Source organism: Vibrio casei (genome assembly GCF_002218025.2).
In the GTDB taxonomy this organism is placed as follows: domain Bacteria; phylum Pseudomonadota; class Gammaproteobacteria; order Enterobacterales; family Vibrionaceae; genus Vibrio; species Vibrio casei.
This window is the reverse complement of sequence record NZ_AP018681.1, coordinates 955,286-975,368: the sequence shown is the minus strand read 5'-3', so window position 1 is coordinate 975,368 and position 20,083 is coordinate 955,286. Positions and strand designations below refer to the sequence as shown.

The following is a 20,083-nucleotide window of genomic DNA, read 5'->3' as shown; positions in this document are numbered from 1 at the left end:
TGATTTATAAGGTTTACTATTGAAATACAGTATTGATTTTAACGGACGGTTTGTTGTGGAGCGTTATTCTGCACAATATTAAACAACCATTGCCGTGTTTAGGTGCAAAGTTAAGTAAATAGATATGTCTGAAGTTTGATTGACGGTTTGGAGCTTGATAATAAAAAGTCAGACAACAAATGTCTGACTTCCGGTTTAACACAGAATTTTGTTGATGTGTTTAGAAATCGTAACGGATACCAGCTTGTAGTTGGTCATCTTTATTATCGATTTGTTCAAACTTGTAGCCAGCATAAGTGCGTAAGTTGCTGTTGAATTTATACACCGCTTCTAATGCAAAGTTATCAACGGCATCATCATCGCCATCGTTCATTGTTGCGTAGTTATAAACACCAACGAATGTCCACTTGTCTAATTTGTATTGAGCAGATAATTCGTAACCATCATTATCATCACTGCCACCCGTTGTATCGGTTGATGTCATTTCATAAAGGGCACCAAAAGTGAAATCAGCAATTGAGTATTGGACACCTAGGTCGACTTGATCCACATCTTGGTCGGCAGTTTGACCCATTGCATAGCCTGCACCTAAATCTAGACCAAAATCAAAAGAATACATAGCAGCAATAGCGTATTGATCAGAATTTGCAGCATTTTCAGCTAAGTAGTTAGCACCAACCGTTAAACCACCAAACTTGCCTTTATAAGCAAAGTTGTTTTCTTGCTTATCACTACCAGCATTCAGTGCTAGAGCGCCATCAGCATCAGCGCCAAAAGTCGCCATTGTATCGGTGAAGTCAGTGATCATTACCAGTGAAGTATCTTGTTTACCGTAAGAGAAATCACCAGCTTGGGTACCAATACCTGCAAATAGATAACGAGTTTTAATATCAGAACCAGAACTGACTTCATTTTCATATTTACCAAAGCCAGTTAGACTATCAGATATTTGAGTTTTACCTGAAATGTTTAGACGAGCACGGCTTTTATCATTAAAAGCACTTTCTGTTTTTTCACCAGTTACAGCATCATATTCTTCATTGTTATCAGAAACGTTGAAGCGTGCTTCAGCGCGGCCGCCAATTTTAAGCTCTGACGTTTCATCTTTGTAAACGGTAGCTGCTAAAGAAGAGGTAGAGACTAACGCCGCTAAAATTGATGAAGTTAAAACTGCTATTTTCATTATTTAATCCTATGAATGTTAAATTAGAGACTTACATGTCTTCTTAAGTGTTGCGAGTACTGTAAAAGAGAGATGTTAAAGAAAAGTGTCGATTAGGTTACGCTTTGATGACTGACGGAAATGATGAAAAAAGTGTGAAATAAGTCACTTCTGCAATAGAAAATAAAACGCCAAAGCTCTAGGGGCTTTGGCGTTAATGTTTATAAATAGAGTGATTGTTATTTAGTTTGCTAAATAAATGGCGCCTAATACGGCTAAACGAGAAGCGCCTGTGGCGGCGGGTAGATTTCCGGGTAAGTGATTGATGGTTTGGTGCGCAAGCCAAGCAAAGGCCATTGCTTCCATGAAATCGGCATTAATACCATATTTCATGGTATTTCCAATTTGCCAATCGTGAAGGTGGTGTTGTAATCGTTCCATGAGCAACGGGTTACTGGCACCGCCACCACAAGCAAGCAATTCATTGATGGTATTGATTCTAGTCAGTTTCCGAATATCATTGGCAATGGCGACGGCAGTGAACTCTGTCAATGTTGTTAAAACATCTATGGATGAAAGGTTTGTACCATGGAGTTTCTTTTCTAACCAAGGTAGATTAAATAATTCACGACCGGTGCTCTTTGGTGCTGGCTGGTGTAAATAATCTTCATTTAAAAGCTCAGAAAGAAGATCGAGATTGATTTCCCCCGAACTCGCAATTTTCGCATCTTTATCATAAGGTTGATTAAAATGTTTTTGCATCCAAGCGTCCATCAACATATTTCCGGGGCCGGTGTCATAACCTGAGGTTTTATCGCCATCAATAATCGAAATATTGGCAATTCCTCCAATATTTAAAATAATAATATGGTTATCAAGATGATCAAATAACGCTTGATGGAAAGCGGGAACCAAAGGTGCGCCTTGTCCACCGAGTGCGATATCTTTACGACGAAAATCTGCTACTGTGGTAATGCCTGTTTGCGCGGCGATAATATTGGCATCGCCCAATTGCATGGTGAATGGATAGGGCCCATCTGGGGCGTGAAACACGGTTTGACCATGGCTGCCTATGGCTTTAATGTCGCTAGGAGGCGTCTTGGTTTTTGTGAGTAATTGAGAAACGGCATTCGCAAAAACCTGACCTAAACGATGATCAATTTCGCCAATATTGACTAAATTGGTTTGTTGCCCGATGCAGACATCCAAAACACTTTTTTTTAGGTCATCAGGCATCGCAAAAAAATCATGCTCAAGTAAGCGAATGGCTTTTCCATCGGTCTCAACTAATGCAGTGTCAACCCCATCTAAACTGGTGCCAGACATAATTCCAATATACTTTTCCATACGTTACCTTGCCTTTGAACGTTCAAGTTTATTAATAGTTTAAAAGATAAATTAATAATGTCAGAATACCGAGTAAATAAGTAAAGTTATACCTTTAGCCAGTGTCGCATCTCACATTCAGTATAAATTTTCGTATAAATAAGCACTGGATTCATCGAATAGTTTAAAGAAGGAATAAGCAATGGGGCCATTGTGGTTAGACGTTGAAGGTTTTGAGTTAGATTCTGTAGAAAAAGACATTCTTGCCCATCCAACCGTCGGCGGAGTTATTTTATTCGCCCGAAATTATCATGATAATGAGCAACTTCTTGCCTTGAATAAAGCGATTCGAACCGCAGCAAAGCGACCTATTTTGATCGGTGTTGATCAAGAAGGTGGCCGGGTACAACGTTTTCGTGAAGGCTTTACGGCTATTCCACCAGCGCAAGCATACGCAGAAATGAACAATGGCGTAAAAGCCGCCGAGTTAGGTGGTTGGCTAATGGCGGCAGAGCTTATCGCTCATGATGTCGATTTAAGTTTTGCCCCTGTACTCGATAAGACTTTTGATTGCAAAGCAATCGGCAACCGAGCATTTGGTGAAGATAACCAAACTATTTTAACTTATAGTTCCGCTTATATGCAGGGCATGAAGCAAGTCGGTATGGCGACAACGGGGAAGCATTTTCCTGGTCATGGTGGAGTGATCGTAGATTCACATTATGAAACTCCATTTGATCAACGCGATGATATTTTTGAAACTGATATGGCGATTTTTAAAGCGCAAATTGAAGCCGGAATTTTAGACGCGATGATGCCTGCGCACGTTGTGTATCCAAACTACGACGACCAACCAGCGAGTGGCTCAAGCTATTGGTTAAAAGAAGTATTACGCCATCAGCTAGGCTTTAAAGGTATTGTGTTTTCCGACGACTTGAATATGGAAGGTGCAAGCATCATGGGTGGCCCTGCCGAACGTTCATTAACAGCAATGCAATCGGGGTGTGATATGGTGTTGATGTGTAATAACCGCAAAGCCGCCATTGAAGTATTAGATAGCTTGCCGATGAGCGAAGTGCCACAAGCTCTATCATTATTAAAACAACAAAATTTCAGTTTGAAAGAACTTCAGTCAACCGAACGTTGGCAACAAGCGAACCGAATGATGAATCAATATTGGGATAACAAAGCGTAAACGAATTTTCAAGTTACACGCGGCACGCAGACTATTGAAAACCTGAGTAGATGATTTTACTCAGGTTTTTTGCTTTTTAACGGTTATACATTGATTTTAAGATTTAGGTTTTCTTGTTTATGTCTTTAAATGACTATTAAAAATACCAACTGTTATGTTATAACATATCTTTTATTGTGGGATGAAGAGAGAAATGGGTGAAGTAGAAATAACAAAACTACCAGTTACCGTATTATCTGGTTTTTTGGGAGCAGGAAAAACGACGGTTTTAAATCACATTCTTAATAACCGAAAGGGTAAAAAAGTTGCGGTGATCGTCAATGATATGAGTGATCTCAATATCGATGCAATCACGGTAAAAAATGATGTGTCGCTTAACCATAGTGAAGAAAAATTAGTTGAAATGAGTAATGGTTGCATTTGTTGTACCTTACGTGAAGATCTCTTGATCGAAGTAGGCGCGCTTGCTAAAGAGGGAAGGTTTGATTATTTAGTGATTGAATCTACTGGTATTGCTGAGCCTTTACCTGTTGCAGAAACCTTTACTTTCACCGATGAAAATGGGCAATCATTATCTGATTTTGCTCGGTTAGATACCATGGTAACGGTAGTTGATGCGGTCAATTTTTTAAAAGATTATCAACAAGCCGATATGCTACAAGACACCAAAGAGCATCTTGGTGAAGACGATGAACGAAGTGTTGCCGATCTATTAGTTGATCAAATTGAGTTTGCCGATGTTATTTTAATCAGCAAAACAGACTTAATTCACTCTCATGAGCTTGAGCAACTTATCGCTATTCTTAAGACGTTAAATACGACCGCTCGTATTTTGCCGATTTCTCGTGGTCAAGTGGATGTTGCGGAGGTGTTGAATACTCACGCTTTTGATTTTGAGCTCGCTCAACAAGCCCCTGGTTGGTTGAAAGAAATGCGTGGGGAGCATATTTCAGAGACTGAAGAATATGGCATTAACAGTTTTTACTATGTCGCCCGTCGTCCCTTCCATCCGGAACGTTTTTATCAATTTTTGCACGATCTAGAACGGTTTGGAAAGTTGATTCGCTCTAAAGGTTATTTTTGGTTAGCCAGCCGAACGGATATGGTCGGTCAATGGAGCCAAGCTGGTGGTATGGCTCAACATGGCTTTGCAGGGATGTTTTGGAGTGCGGTGCCTAAGGAAAATTGGCCAATAGATCAAGTGCCTCTTGATGAAATTAAAAAAGTTTGGACAGAACCTTATGGCGATAGAAGGCAAGAGCTTGTTTTTATTGGGCAAGGGTTAAATAAAGAAGCTATGTTGCAAAGTTTAGAGTCTTGCTTATTAAATGAAGAAGAACTCGAACGCTTAGATTGGCAGAGCTTTTCTGATCCGTTTCCATTATGGGAATATGAAATGGAAGAGGGAATTTGACCATGAGACAAATGAATCCTGTTTCTCAACGTACATTAGAAAGGGTTATTACCGATAAAACAGTGACCCTTGAAAAAGTTAAAATGAGCGAAAAAGCTCAAGTGTTAAGTCAGATTTATGATCAGAATACGAATATTTCGATCTGGCAGAGACAGTTACCAAGTGATTTAGAAAAAAGCATTCAGTTACACTTACGTTCAGATATTAAGTTGGATATTAAAAAAGTGGTAACTGCTAGTACGGTTGAGTCGGAAATTAAGCCGTACCTTAATCGTTGGGAGTGCCGTGATGAATTGATTTTAGATGTTGCTAGGTTAGTAGAGATGTTTTGCTGCTTATTTGAATTACGTCATGTTGGCTTACGCTTAGCCACATTAGATGCCGCAATGTGCCCGAGGTTTCACGTGGATAATGTGCCGTGCCGGCTTGTGACCACTTACAGCGGCAATGGTACGGAGTGGTTAGCACATCATGAAGTGAATCGAAATCGCCTAGGTTCGGGCAACCAAGGCTTGCCAGATAAAGAGTCTGGTTTATATCCTTGTGACGCTTCAATTCAAACATTAAATGTTGGGGATGTGGCGTTATTAAAAGGTGAAATGTGGTTGGGGAATGAAGGCTCAGGTTTGGTGCATCGCTCTCCTGAATTGTCTTTCAGTGATCAACGGCGATTATTTTTAAGCCTCGATTTTCATTGATGTTTGATTTTATGGTCTCGTTATTGCACAATTCTTGCGATTCATTTTGGCTTTAGGCTGAAATGTCCTTCGTATAATCCCACTGATCGAGTGATAAACTCTAGGCGCGGGAGTTTCTACCAGAAACCTCAATTTCTGATTACGAAGAGTAAGCGAGCGATCGTTTTCTCTTTGTATGTCTACAATTAACTTATCCATTCTCCATTTTTGGGGCGGTGAATAAGCATATCAAAAGAAAAAATCGTTGCGCATTCACTTTAATCAATCAATTTGAAAAAAGGGTATACACGATGAACCAACACATGAACATCTTTATTAAAGGGTTGCCGAAGGTCGAACTACATTTACACATAGAAGGCTCACTTGAACCAGAACTCATGTTTGAGTTGGCAAAACGAAATCAGATTTCTATTCCTTTTACTTCTCCACAAGAAGTAAAAGCGGCTTATCAATTCAATAATTTACAATCTTTCTTAGATATTTATTATCAAGGCGCGAATGTGCTTATTCATGAACAAGATTTTTACGATCTGACTTGGGCTTATTTACTGCGTTGTCAGCAAGATAATGTTATTCATACTGAAATATTTTTTGATCCACAAACTCACACTGCACGTGGTATTGCCTTTGAAACGGTCATTAATGGTATTGATAAAGCCTTAAAACAAGGCAAGCAAGAATTGGGTATTTCGAGTCAGATCATCATGTGTTTTTTACGTCATTTAGATCAAGACTCTGCCTTTGAAACCTTACAACATGCGCTACCATTTAAAGATAAAATTATCGGTGTTGGTTTAGATTCTTCTGAAGATGGCCACCCACCTGAAAAATTTACTGAAGTCTTTCAATCGGCGATTGAGCATGGTTTTCTCACCGTTGCCCATGCGGGGGAAGAAGGCCCTGCGGAAAATATTCATAATGCAATGAAACTGCTTGGTATCTCTCGGGTTGATCACGGTGTACGCTGTGTTGAAGACCCTAAGTTGGTACAACAATTAATTGATGATCGTACGCCTCTGACGGTTTGCCCATTATCCAACACGAAACTTAAAGTGTTTGAAGAAATGAAAGACCACAATATTGTCCAGTTATTACGTCAAGGCCTTTGTGTGACGATCAATTCCGATGATCCTGCGTATTTTGGCGGATACATGACCGACAACTTTATGGCAGTTGCGGAGGCATTACCAATAACGCAAGAGGAGTTAGTGAAATTGAGTCTAAATGCGATTGAAGCGAGCTTTATCTCTGATAATGAAAAACAAAAACTCACCGATAAAGTGATGGAATTTAACCAAGAAATCTCAACTGCTTCTAACTAACAATACTGATTTTATCGTTTTCATAAGAAAGAAGGTTAAGCTGGCCTTAATCTTCTTTCATATGTTTAACTCAACTCAACTTTACATATACTCTTTCAGGCCGTCCTACTTTACCATATTGATTCTCTGCGGTAAGTAGTCCATTTGCTGAGCAATATTCTAAGTAACGACGCGCGGTGGTTTTGCCGATACCTATTTCTTGGCTAATCTGATCGACGGTGTATTTCACGCCGATATTTTGCGAAAATACACGTTTAATTTTTTCTAGCGTAATACTTTCTATCCCTTTAGGGAGTAATTGTTGGTGTTTGTCACGCAACTGAATATTGAACAGTTCATCGATATGGCGTTGTTCAAGATTTTCGTAAGCTTTCATGGCGTTATTTAATGCTAAATAGCGATTAAGTGTTTCTTGTAAGCGTTCATAAGAGACGGGTTTTAATAGATAATCAAAGCAACCAAGTTTCATAGCTGTTTTTACTGTCTCGATTTCATCGGAAGCGGTGATCAATACGACCTCAATTTTATGGGCGCTTTTATCGGCAATAATTTCTCGGAATAAGTCTATACCGGTTCCATCCGGTAAATAGTTATCCAAAATAATTAAATTCGGTTTATATACTTTCACCATGGTTCGCGCCATTTGAATGGTTTCGGCAATACCAACCGGATTGAAATGTTGAGTTTGGCGCAAAATCTGGCTATGAATTTGAGCGATCCTTGCATCGTCTTCAACAATTAAAACGTCAATTAAATCCATTTTTTTACCTTATTTTAATCACTTAGGGCTTTATTTGGAATGAAGATAGAAAAAATACACCCTTGAGGCTCCGCTTTATCAACGGTTATAAAGCCATTAGCTTGCATTACATAGCTGTGAACGAGATACAAACCAATGCCGTGGCTTTGATGATCATCTTTTTTTGTCGTCACGCCCTTTTTCCAGATGTCATCGATTAAATAGGGATCTATTCCAATACCATTGTCAGTGATTTCTATGACTAAATCTTCACCAGCATCCGTGATGAGCACGTCAATTGTGCGGTTACTGGTAGGGTTGTTTTGTGTAGCATCGAATGCATTATCAATGAGGTTTCCAAGGATTGCACATAACTCTGTTTCATCTAAGTTTGAGATCAACGAGTTTAATTGACAGGTCGGATCAAATTTTAAGCGGATATTAAGCTCTTTGGCCCGCAATGATTTGCCTAATAATAGACCCGCGACTTGCGGCAGGCGTATATTATGATGAATGAAGTCCAATAAAGCCTGTTTATTAGTACTTTCTTGGCTAATTAATTGTTTCACTTCGTCTAGTTTCCCCATTTGGATCAAACCAGAAATCATGGCTAAACGGTTGGAGAATTCATGGCGTAGTACTCGCAGATTGTCCGTGTGTTGCTGAATTTGAGAGAGTTCCATTGTCAGTGAGTCAATATCACTTTTTTCGCGAAAGCTGACGACCCATCCAATAATTTCATTTTGTCTATGTTCTTCTTGCCGATAAATAGCGACACGGTTGGCAATTAAATTTAACCCATTTAATTGAATGATCTCATCTTTTAAGTTTTGGTTTAAAGGCGGACGGAAAAAGAATTCAGTATGGGAAACATATTCAATAATTTGGCGGGTTTTTAAATGTTTAACATCCTTGTTGATGCCTAGTAATTGTTTTGCGGTTTTATTGATAGTGAGAAAGTATCCTTTTTTATCGATGGCGATCAGGCCTTCATACACTGAGCTTAAAATGGATTTTTGCAAATTTAAAGCTAGGGCGATCTCTTCTGGTTCCATACCATTCATTTTGTTTTGTACATGCCAAGAAAACCACCATGCGGCAATTAAGGTTAACGAAAAGAGTATAAAAATCTCAATCAGTAATGGCGTCATATAGACGTCGAGCCATTGATCAAATCGGTTGAGTAAATAACCTACCGATACGACGCCAATGATGTTTTTATTCGCATCAAAAATAGGCGTTTTTCCTCTTACTCCGTAACCTAAGCTGCCTTCACGTAAGGTAACGTAAGATTCACCTCGTTCTAAAACTCCCGTGTTATCGCCCCCTTGCATAGCATAGCCGATTCGTTCTTCGACAGGATGCGATAGGCGGATACCTTTTTCATCGCCAATGACAATAAAACTGGCATCGGATATTCGTGAAAGCCGTTGAATGTGCGGCTTTAATTGAGCAATGTTCTTTTGTTCAACTTGTTTGATGAGTTCAGGGTCGCTGGCAATTTCTTTGGCTTGAATCAGTGCGCGAGTCCCAACTTGGTGTTTGATCGAGTCGTATAGTGTGCGATCAAAATGCCAAACCATCACCGACATTTGCAGAATTAATAATATGAATAGCAGCAAAAATACTTTAGTTCGGAAGGTGAATGTTGATAAAGAAGGGAATGGGTTATTCATAAGATTTGAGTATACATATCGATTTGATTTGGTGCTTTGAAATAGCATGAAATGATAACGACATGTTAAATCAAAATGACGAGAAAGACAGTGACGGATACCTGTTTTCAGTATTTAACGTGAAGCTGTTTAATTCGCCTGAAGGGAGCGTTAGATAATTCATTTCTGCCTTTTAAAATCACTTGTGTATAAAGCTGATTAACAGAAAAAACCCAAATAACGGTTATCTATCACCATTATTTGGGCGAGGGTAAAGCGGTTAAGCATAATCCCAAAGGAGAATGATGTTTATACCTATTTCATTTCAAACGGCGGCTTCAGTGATTTTGGGTATAGATTAGCTCTTTACAGTTCGGCGGTTCTTTGTGTCATTTTATGGCGAAGCGCGCCAACCATAGGAAGCAAAATTGATAAGATAATGACGGCTAACAATATCTGAGCAATACCTGAATGTGCAAAAGTTGTTAAATCTTGGTTTGAGATTCGGTAACCTTGACGGAAAGATTGCTCCATTTGCCCACCGACAATAGCCGCCAAGATCATTGGTGCTGTTGGAATGTTAGCTCGTCCCATGATTACCCCTGCAATGCCTAAAATAATAAGAATATAGAAATCAACGACAGAAGCACTAATGGCATAACAACCCACAAACGCTAAACCAAGAACGATAGGGTAGAGTACCTTGGCCGGAATCGATAATAGACGAACCAAAACACCCGCTAGTGGTATATTGACGATAGCCAAAATAACGTTGGCAACAAACATACTCGCGATTAACCCCCAAGCCGTATCTGGATGCTGAGAGAATAATAATGGCCCCGGTTGAATACCAAGCATCAATAACGCGCCCATCATTACCGCTGTGGTACCTGAACCTGGAACGCCTAATGATAACATTGGGATCATTGCCCCAATTGAAGCCGCGTTATTGGCAGACTCTGGCGCGGCTAATCCTTCAATTGCACCGTGTCCAAATTCATCTTTATTTTTAGACAGTTGCTTCTCATTGTTATAACACATGAGTGAAGCCATGGTACCACCGGCCCCGGGTAACGCACCGATGATAAAGCCAATGGGGGCACTACGTAGGATTGGCCATTTTGAACGTTTCCAATCGTCTTGACTGATCCAAATTTTCTTAAATTTCGTTTGAACTTTTTTGCTGCCATCACTTAACGTACGGAAGCTTTTAAAAACTTCACCCATGGCATAAATACCGATGATAACGACTAAGAAATCAATACCGGTTTGAAGCTCTAGATTTCCAAAGGTGAAACGTTGCAGGCCAGATTGTCCATCAATCCCAACGGTTGAAATCGCAAGGCCAACCGCCATCGATAAAAAGCCTTTTAGCATATTACCTTTCGACATGGAAACGGTCATAGAAAGGGCGGCAACCATTAATAAAAAGTATTCAGCCGGGCCAAATTTAATCGCAAAACTGGCGACAGGTTCTGCCAACATCGTCATTAATACCGCGGCAATGGTACCGCCGATTAAAGAAGCAATCGCTGAAATCGCTAACGCTGACTCTGCGCGACCTTTCATTGCCATTGGGTAACCATCAAAGGTTGCGGCTAAAGCGGCGCCATCTCCAGGAGTATTGATCAAGATTGAGCTACGCGAACCGCCAAACATGGCCCCAATATACACGCCTGTCATGGTAATGAGAGATGCCGTTGGCCCCATTGCAAAGGTCATTGGTAATAAAATAGCCACTCCAGTAGCAGGTCCAAGACCGGGCAACATACCAATAATTGTGCCTAAAATACCGCCAGCGGTGATGAGGAATAAATAGTAAGGCTGCAGCGCAATACCAAAGCCATCCATTAAATTTGCTAAAATATCCATTTTGATTAGCTCCGTTAATTAAACAATGGGAAGGGTGGCAGGTTGACTGAAAGTAAATCATTAAAAGTAAAGAAAATACCGCCAGAAAAGAGAATGGAAATGATGGCGCCTCTTTTCCAATAAGAGAAACCACATGTCACCATTAACATGGCAAACATGAAAAAGAAGGTACTAACCACATAACCGACATGTTCAAAGGTCAGTGCATAAAAGAAACAGATGACGCAAGTAATCATGATTTTTTTACGATCATTCTTACGTTGTTTATCTTCGTTAAGTAATGCTCTGATCGCCATGATTGAAGGAGTAATTCCACCTTTAATGATCAGTAATACACCGATAAAAAGCATAATTGCTGAAATGGCAAGCGGCATGAAAATGGCTTCTAATGGGTTGCCAAACATAGGCTGAGGCATGTTATAAGCATACCCACCGTAGGCAAGGCCAAATAGAATACTGAATAGCCCTGTTAGGCCGTCCCAATTAGGTTGTTTAGTCGACATATATAACCTACTAATCAATTAAGTTAAATTAGGTAAGAAAACAGACAGCGTTCTCCTACCCTTGTTTATTGGTCGTATGTTAAGAATAACTATCGGCCAAACACTTCTTTAATCAATGATTTATATTGATCGTTCGTTTTTGCTAGGAAAGCTGTGAATGCTTCGTTATCTTGATAAGCACTGTCCCAACCATTACGCTTTATTGCGGCTTTCCACTCAGGGGTTTCAACCATTTTATGCAGTGCATCACGCCAGTATTGCACGGCTTCGGCTGGCATATCTTTAGGGCCAAACAGACCACGCCAGTTTTCGAATGTGACATCGATACCTTCTTCTTTCACCGTTGGAATTTCAGCAATTAAGCCAGTACCAATGCGCTTGTCAGCCGTTTGTGCTAAAGCATGCAATTTACCACTTTCAACAATACCAGACACATCACCTAAGCCTGTTGAGATAAGATCAACATGCCCACCGAGAGCCTGTGCAACTAAGCTGCCATCTTGGAATGAGATGTAATCAATTTGACGAAGGTTTTCGACACCAGCGGCTTTTGCTACGAGTAGAAATTGGATGTGATCCATCGAACCTGCGGCTGAAGCACCACCAACTTTGATGGATTTAGGATCTTTTTTAAGTGCATCCATGACTTCTTTAATGGTTTTATATTTTGAGTTTTCTGGTACGACAAATGCTGCGTAATCGGTAATTAAACGCGCCAGTGGTGTCGTATCTTTGTAGCTGTATTGAGTTAGGCCAGTGAGATTAGTGAGTAGAATAGGTGGCGAGTAAACCGAAATAAGGTCGCCTTTTCCTTTTTGAGTTTGCATGTAAGCTAAATTGACCGCACCACCGCCACCAGGACGATTCACAACAGGCATATTTGAACTCACAATACCGGTATCTTTAAGTGTTTTAGCCACAGTACGAATGGTTAAATCCCAGCCACCGCCAGCACCAGATGGCGCAACCATGTTAATCGTATGTGGTGGATAGTCAGCTGCGACAGCATGATTCACTGAAATAAGTGAAGTGGTTGCAATGACAGCACCTGCGAAGAGTTGTTTTAATTTAATCATCAACTTACATCCTTTTCGTGTCCTATTTATACCCTGAAGAGTGGTTTCTTATTGAAGCCTCATCATTTTGGTATTGAATGAGTATCGGATTTATCTGCCCGAATCTCGCTTTATTATTGTATTCAGCCACTTACATCATGTTTTTTACTTAATGCGTTCTTTTGTTTTTTACACTTTATTAACAGATTAGTGTTGAGCTGTAAAAAAACACACATCGGTTTATCGGTTATAAACATGCGTTATAAAAGTGTTTTGCATTTGTTAAATGAAATGACTGAGAGCTAAGCATAGCGATTGTGATTGATATGAAGTGGGAGCAAGTGCAATTAAACGCCACGAATCAATGGAGCTTATGGTTTTTATGGCGTTAATTGGTGGAGGGAATATTTTATTCGTGTGTAAATGAAAACTCCCCTTAATGAGTGTGTTAAGGGGAGAGGAAAATTTATCTGTTTTATCAGTCTATCAGTTTTATGACTTTAACATGATTCCAGATAGAGCTGGGAGTGTGAGAGTTTGACGCAATAAATCATCGCCACCTAACCAAACATTAAACTGATTGGTGGGCAGGCTGATTTGATGATCTTCTTGGCCTTTATTGATCGCGACAACGCCCATGGGGTTGTCTTCTGTTCCCCGTAATATGACTAAGATATCATCGGAGCATTCCAAAACTTGTACTGGTTGCCCGTGCACATGTTTATGAAATTGAATCATCTTAATTAAGTTGTTATCGTGCCAGCTTTGCTCCCAGCGAGGATAGCCTAAAGCATCAAGATCATTACTGGTGTTCATATCGGTGTAAATAAGAGGAGCACCATCGCTGCAACCCAGTAAATAGCAGTACACTAATTGTTCTTGTTGAGGGGAGAGCATTTGATTACGGAAAACGCCGTTATTGGGAATGTCATGAGTCACCGCAAAAGTAATGGCCCGTTTGGGGTCGAGACATTGTTCTTGTTCAGGCAAATTTAATAAAGACCTCATACCTTCCCCATATTTAAATACGCCTAATAAACGGTGAAATAGAGGGAAGTCGTAAGCATCGAAACTTGTTTGTTGGACAAATGGTTTTAAAAATATCTCATATTCTGCTTTTCCCGAGCCACCATCAGTAATGATTTCGCCAAAGACTTTGACACCTTGGCATATTTCTTTGGTCCATACCTTCTCGATATGAGTGGGTGAGAGGTGTTTGGCTGCATCGATTCGAAAGCCTTTTACTCCAAGGTTTTTTAAAGCCTGTAAATAGGTTTTTTGCTGCGTGATGACATTAGCGGTGGGGGCAAGTGTTGGTAAGCCGGGATCGTTTTCACCGCTGCTTAGTCGGCCTGTTTGAACTTCTTTCGCATCTAACCAATTGGTAATTGGAAAAGCAGGCTCAAAGTCTTCTTTTGTAAATAATGGTTTTGATAAGTCGCCGAAGAGCTTGAGTGATTCAAAATATTCTGATTGTTTTTGATACTCGATTAATGTTTCTGAGTTCGGGTAGGTGAGATCCTCTCGAAGATGAGATTCATTGGCCATGTGGTTAAATACGACATCCACATATAATGCAATACCATGTTGGCTGAGCGCTTGTTGCATGGTAATAAAATCGACAGTATTCCCTAATGGGTTATCAATAATACGGTAGTCTTGTGGTTGGTAGCGGTTCCACCATTCAAGGAAGTTAGGTGATTTCATTGGGGGGGAAATCAAAATGGAATCATATCCGAGTTGAGCTATGCGCTTGGCTTCACTGGTCACTTTTTGATACGACCAATCAAAGGCATGTAAAATCACATCGGCAGAAGACTCTGCTGAAACAGCAGTAACTGGTTGATGAGTGAATACAGACATAATGCCTCTTATAATAAGAATGAAAAATAAAGAGTGTAGTAATATAACGTTATGTAGAAAGCATAACGCCAGCAGTCATGCTGGCGTTGATTGATTTATAACAAACGGGCGATTACCACCATGCTTCTGCTTGAATACCGAATGACATCTCTGAAGATTCATCGTTACCAAAGCGGTTGTCGTTTTTGAAATCATCTACGTAAGAAGCATAAACACGGATTTCAGGTCGGGCCCAGAAGCCAGCGCCTGCAGCCCATGCTTGTGCTACCGTAAATTTAGCACCTTCGTTATCTGCCCCTTTAGTTCCCCACTGATTTTCTTCAGTAAAGTAACCGGCTTCAAATTCCGTTTTCATGATTTCAGACCAGTTATAGATAGGGCGTACAACTACGTTAGCAAAAGTATGATCGTCTTTGTTGCTATTGTCGTAAGAGCTTTGTGCATACATGACTTGATGGCCTAGGTTCCAGCTGTCACCCATGTTAATCACACCAAAGTTAATCACGCGGAAGCCAGTGTCCCCATCTGAAACTGCGGGAATCCAGCTACCTGAACCTAGCCCAGCCATTGCACTTGCTGCACCATTGGTACCAAATTGGAATACGGTTTTGTTGAAGCCACCAAAGAAGTTACCTTGAGTGATCACTGCGGTAGCCATTACGCTGTCTTTGGTGTCTAGATTAAGGTCTTCTTGTTCGTCGGTTTCATTTACCATGTAGTAGTTAATGCCAAGCTCTAAGCTCGCATCTTTCCACAATCCTAGATCTGCATAGCGAACATCGAAATTATTAATGTTGATGTTTTGGTTATCATTTTGGCCGTCACCATCAAGATCGACACCAAGATCGTTACCCAAACTATCGTCACGAATAAAAGCAACAGAAAGTTTACCAGGGCCTACGCTAAGGTGTTCTAAACCGCCACCGGCACCACCATTGGTATTCCAATAGTAGAAGTCAGTAATATGAATATCTTGACGTTGATAATAACGCTTACCAGCCCAAAGAACGGCATCAGGGTCAAAATCAAATAATCCTTTTGCTTGAACGTTAAATTGCACAAGAGCGACATCAGCACCATCGTCATCATCACGTGCAGATTCCCAACCATTGGAGCCGTCTGAGCCATAAGCAAGCATTGAGTTTACCGTAAACTCAGCCGTTTCGCCGGCTTTGATTGGTTTTGTGTTTAATCCAATTTCCCCATAAACATCGTTTTCATTACCTAAACGACCTACTTTGTTTTTCTCGTATGATTCATTTGCACCACTGTGTGTACTCACACCAGTACCAGCACGCATATAACCATTGAAATCAGCTTCGACTGCCATTGCAGAAGAAGCAAGAAGAGCAGAAGATACCGCAGCAGCCGTTAAACAGACCTTGAGGGTTTTCATAATTACAGTCCTTTATATTGTTTCAAACGCCCATTCACATTATTTGTATGCGAAAACGAGGGGAATATTGGATCTCTGAATGCTTCGTTTGGCTTTATAAAGCTTGATGCTTATGAACTTGTTTTCAATACATCAGCTTCGTTTTTTAGTTTCGTCATTCAGTGACCAAGTCATCATGCTTTAAACCAAATAAGACGGCATCCTCCTAAAGAAGAGGCGTAGGGGGAGTAGATAAAAAGGAGGAGTGTGGCGATCACATTCGGTGGGAAATATTTAGGTTCTCCTTGTTTGAAAGCCGCCTAGCTGCAAGCTTTTCTAAAGCGAATATGAGATTTTAATCACGAAAATAAAGGTTTTGTGATCGAACTTATATTTTGGATGATGGGCTTATTTTCATGCAAAATTTTTATGAAAAAGAGTGAGACATAAAAAATAGGGATAGCCAATGTTAAGAAAGTCCCTCTTTCAAGATGTATGTACTGGCCTTGAAAGAGGGAAGTAGTGGTGCAGGGGTGACCTATTGGAAGATGATATTACGACGACGAAGCCTCATCCCCATAAGGCCTAACATGATCATTAGCCAAAGTGGTGAAGTCGCACCGCCTCCGCTATCTCCATTAGATTGATTATCTACGATGTTATCGGTATCAGGTGTTGATTCATTGTCAGCATCGTTTTCTTGAACCGTAAATTGTTCTTGAGCTTGATGCTTGACCGTACCGTTGACGTCAGTGAGCGTTTTTGTCGCGGTATAATCTCCCGCTTCGACATTGGTAAAATCGAGTTCAATATACCCTGAACTTAAATGAGCTTCCGATACTGTGATACTTTCAGATAGATCGGTGGTTGATGCCAGCGCAGTCATCGCTGTGTTACGGGATAAACGTATTGTCAGCGTATCACCGATGTTAGCTGATGGAGGTAATGTATAGCGCAACGTGAACTTATCACCATTGATGACTGGTTGCTCTGGATCTTTCTGACTATAGCGGATTTCGACTACTGCCGGGTCATGGTCTGAAGAGCGGTAAACATCGTCAAAATTAGGTAGTGAACCTTTAAACGATTTTTCATAAGAATAAATAGGCGTTTCACTGCTATTAATATTCCAATTGGTGGCATCGACAACGTGCTTTAATAAATCAGGGCTAACTAAAATATGGTCCAAGTCGCCGACTTCATCGTTATACGAATACCCCCATGCATGGGAACGGAATTGGCGTACGACATCGGTATAACCATAGTTTCGCTCAATGATGGCGCCATCATCCCCAAATTGTGGTGTTATCGTATCCTTGGTAATGAATTGAGTATTACGCGCAGCTTTAATGACTTTGCCATGAATTTCTTGGTTATAATTCGTTAATACCAGCATAGGATCTTCCATGCTGTAACTGTTTAAATCCCCAAGAATGATTTTGTCACCGGGTAAATTTTCCATCGCTTCACCTACCGCTACGGCAGCCGCAACACGGAAATTTTCACAAGAACCTTGTAAATCGAGATCGTCACCATTTTGTAGGTTGTCATCTTCCCAGCAGGTTGACCCTTTTGACTTAAAGTGGTTAACCGAGATCGTTAAATGTTTCGTATCACCACCAGTCAATTTAGAATTCACTAAAAATGTAGGGGTAATGGAATCACGTTGATAGGCTTTATCGCCATTCACATCTTGCATTGGCAAGGTAATGATTCTAGTGGAATCAACCGTGACCTTAGAAGGACGATATAACACACCAACTGAAATGGCATCTGTACCGACGGTATCTTGCTCGTTAATAACGCCATCTTGATTGGTATCTAGTGTGACGACTTGGTAATGCAAGTTTGAGTCTAGTAGCTTCTCATTAATGGCTTGAGCAAGCGTATTAATGGCACCCTGCTTACCAAAACCATTATTTTCAACTTCCATAATACCGACGATATCGGCATTTAGCTTTACCATCGCATTTGCTATTTTTTCTTGCTGAAGAAGAAACTCATCATATGATTCTGCCCCTCGATTTTCACCAAACGAATTACTGTCGCCATTGTATGGAGAGTTAAAATAGTTAAGTACATTAAACGTTGCGACGCGTAAATCTCCGTTTTTAATTACTGGGTTATCATTACGATCGGAGATATGGGTGACATTCTCTTGGCTGATATTTTGCGTGACAATTAAACGAAACTCATTGTAGCTGTAAGTGATGATACCCGTTAAGCCGTGAATATGATCATTAATGCGAAGGTAATTATCCGCAGAGCTGTCTTGGTTTAGATCCTCTGACCAAGTTGGGTAATAAGGGACTTCGCCATCGGCCGCTTTTTGATTGGATTCAATAAATAATCGACGATCCGCGTTATTCTTTGACGCTTGCTTGGCTTCATCTGAACCGGCAATAGCATGTTCATTTGGTTGATGATTGATCTGACCTTGGGATAAAACCAAATTATTACGACGAGCATCATAATCATAACTAAAGGTGCGCGTAATTCTCATGTCGAGTGCTTCAGGTAAGGTGACTAACATCCCTTCGTAGCGTTCAAGTGTTGCTTGGAAGTTGTCATCTGAATCCAATATTTCAACATTGATCGGTTCGGGTATAGAAGTCTGGCTTAAAACGGAAACTTGGTTACTCGAAGGGGCTAACTCCGTTAAGCCAAAATACTCTTTTACAGGGGCTTTAACGCAGACGACATCCCCTGTATTAATATTAGTGGCATTTGAATAGACTAATATTCCTTCAGATGTTTGCGGATCATTATCGGGAACAAGAGATTGTATGTAAAAACCATTATCGAGTGATGATATGGCGGTCACGATGCCTTGAACATAGAATTCGTCACTACTCTCAAAGCCATCGGTAACAAAGGGAGATTTTGAACTATTACCTTGAATGGTATGAATTGGGGTGAAGTCTACCCCCTCACAATTCAATGGTTCAGGGACTTCAATTGCCCCTAGCTTCCCTAAATCACTGCTGTTATCTTTCTCAAAGGCGACCCAATCCTCAGCTTGGTATTGAGTTCTGGCCACCAAGCTTTCAGGATGACGGCGATAAGTGATGTCTTTCCCCCAGTCGGACTCGGTGGGAATATTACCGATCACATCAACGATCATACCATTTTTCAGCAATGCGACGGCATCACCACCATTAAATTGCATCGATCCTGATTCAAAAGTGGGAGCGGTTATTTCGGCTTTTTTATCGGCATTAAAATTCGTATTCAGTAATACTAAGAAGTCATTTGAAGAAATGTGTTGAGTATCTAAATTAAGATTACTCGAAGGTGAGGTATCACCATCTTTATACCTTACAAGTTCATATCCAGATAAAGAGATGCTTTCATTCCCAGAATTATAAAGCTCAATAGCTTTATTATTACTGCTCCCTTCAGCATATTCTGTTATCACTATCTCTGCATTAATTGGCAGAGAGAGAAAAGTTAATCCTACTATTGTTAGCCCTATTTTTATTGGGTTTATCCTTGCTGTCATTGTTTATTTCCTTATTAATTAATAGACGTAGAAATCTAATGGTGAATTGTTTCATTTTCGTGTCATATGACACATAAATACGTTATGTATAGTTACTTTATAAATGAACTACCATAAAATAATTGAATGGTTATGGTAAATTGTCCAATTAATACATGATGATACTTAATTAAACTATTAATGTGATTGTTTTCTTTTAACCGTTATTAAATTAGTTTTCTATATTTCAATGAGATATGGGAATGCAATCGATTACATTCCTATTGAATTGCTGTTTTATTTCACGCGATTAATTATTATTAATAACATTAATTGATGATGTTTATTCATAGGTTTGTCATGTTGCATGTATAGATTGTTTTTTCCTAAAGGGATTTTAATTTCATTTATATTAAATAATAG

14 protein-coding genes and 1 riboswitch are annotated in these 20,083 nt (G+C 40.1%); of the genes, 4 read left to right on the top strand and 10 right to left on the bottom strand.

Features of this window, described 5'->3' with window-relative positions; translation table 11 throughout:
• Window positions 1-220: 220 nt before the first annotated feature.
• Together VCASEI_RS17350 and VCASEI_RS17345 are read right to left on the bottom strand one after the other, a co-directional pair.
• Window positions 221-1,183, bottom strand: a complete 963-nt coding sequence (locus VCASEI_RS17350) for a porin (RefSeq protein WP_086960207.1) — start codon at window positions 1,181-1,183, stop codon at window positions 221-223.
• A gap of 222 nt (window positions 1,184-1,405) precedes the next feature.
• The gene (locus VCASEI_RS17345) at window positions 1,406-2,509 is read right to left on the bottom strand and encodes an anhydro-N-acetylmuramic acid kinase (protein ID WP_086960208.1); all 1,104 of its coding nucleotides are present in this window, start codon (window positions 2,507-2,509) and stop codon (window positions 1,406-1,408) included.
• A 181-nt stretch (window positions 2,510-2,690) separates the two neighbouring features.
• Between VCASEI_RS17345 and nagZ the strand changes: the two genes are divergently transcribed.
• From nagZ to VCASEI_RS17325, 4 genes are all read left to right on the top strand, one after another.
• Window positions 2,691-3,683, top strand: a complete 993-nt coding sequence (gene nagZ / locus VCASEI_RS17340; RefSeq protein WP_086960209.1) for a beta-N-acetylhexosaminidase — start codon at window positions 2,691-2,693, stop codon at window positions 3,681-3,683.
• Window positions 3,684-3,876: 193 nt separating this feature from the next.
• Window positions 3,877-5,097, top strand: coding sequence for a zinc metallochaperone GTPase ZigA (zigA, locus tag VCASEI_RS17335; protein ID WP_086960210.1), 1,221 nt, complete (start codon window positions 3,877-3,879; stop codon window positions 5,095-5,097).
• A 2-nt stretch (window positions 5,098-5,099) separates the two neighbouring features.
• Window positions 5,100-5,795, top strand: coding sequence for a DUF1826 domain-containing protein (locus VCASEI_RS17330; RefSeq protein ID WP_086960211.1), 696 nt, complete (start codon window positions 5,100-5,102; stop codon window positions 5,793-5,795).
• A 49-nt stretch (window positions 5,796-5,844) separates the two neighbouring features.
• Window positions 5,845-5,957: riboswitch (purine riboswitch) on the top strand.
• 140 nt (window positions 5,958-6,097) lie between these two features.
• On the top strand, window positions 6,098-7,117 hold the full coding sequence (locus tag VCASEI_RS17325) for an adenosine deaminase (RefSeq protein WP_086960268.1): 1,020 nt from the start codon (window positions 6,098-6,100) through the stop codon (window positions 7,115-7,117).
• A gap of 70 nt (window positions 7,118-7,187) precedes the next feature.
• Here VCASEI_RS17325 and VCASEI_RS17320 read toward each other — a convergent pair whose 3' ends face one another.
• The 8 genes from VCASEI_RS17320 to VCASEI_RS17285 all read right to left on the bottom strand — a co-directional run bounded on the left by VCASEI_RS17320 (window position 7,188) and on the right by VCASEI_RS17285 (window position 19,681).
• A complete protein-coding gene (locus VCASEI_RS17320) occupies window positions 7,188-7,877 on the bottom strand; it encodes a response regulator (RefSeq protein WP_086960212.1) in 690 nt (229 codons plus the stop codon).
• Window positions 7,878-7,891: 14 nt separating this feature from the next.
• Window positions 7,892-9,532, bottom strand: a complete 1,641-nt coding sequence (locus VCASEI_RS17315; protein WP_086960213.1) for an ATP-binding protein — start codon at window positions 9,530-9,532, stop codon at window positions 7,892-7,894.
• Between the two features lie 345 nt (window positions 9,533-9,877).
• Complete coding sequence (locus VCASEI_RS17310; protein WP_086960214.1) at window positions 9,878-11,383, bottom strand: tripartite tricarboxylate transporter permease; 1,506 nt, start codon at window positions 11,381-11,383, stop codon at window positions 9,878-9,880.
• Between the two features lie 14 nt (window positions 11,384-11,397).
• Complete coding sequence (locus tag VCASEI_RS17305) at window positions 11,398-11,886, bottom strand: tripartite tricarboxylate transporter TctB family protein (protein ID WP_086960215.1); 489 nt, start codon at window positions 11,884-11,886, stop codon at window positions 11,398-11,400.
• A gap of 89 nt (window positions 11,887-11,975) precedes the next feature.
• The gene (locus VCASEI_RS17300) at window positions 11,976-12,962 is read right to left on the bottom strand and encodes a Bug family tripartite tricarboxylate transporter substrate binding protein (protein ID WP_089111054.1); all 987 of its coding nucleotides are present in this window, start codon (window positions 12,960-12,962) and stop codon (window positions 11,976-11,978) included.
• Between the two features lie 471 nt (window positions 12,963-13,433).
• Window positions 13,434-14,804, bottom strand: coding sequence for an alpha-amylase family glycosyl hydrolase (locus VCASEI_RS17295; protein WP_086960216.1), 1,371 nt, complete (start codon window positions 14,802-14,804; stop codon window positions 13,434-13,436).
• Window positions 14,805-14,916: 112 nt separating this feature from the next.
• Window positions 14,917-16,200 carry a maltoporin LamB gene (gene lamB / locus VCASEI_RS17290; RefSeq protein WP_086960217.1) on the bottom strand — a complete coding sequence of 428 codons (1,284 nt, stop codon included), beginning with the start codon at window positions 16,198-16,200 and terminating at the stop codon, window positions 14,917-14,919.
• Between the two features lie 517 nt (window positions 16,201-16,717).
• Complete coding sequence (locus VCASEI_RS17285) at window positions 16,718-19,681, bottom strand: ExeM/NucH family extracellular endonuclease (protein WP_086960218.1); 2,964 nt, start codon at window positions 19,679-19,681, stop codon at window positions 16,718-16,720.
• Between the last annotated feature and the right edge of the window lie 402 nt (window positions 19,682-20,083).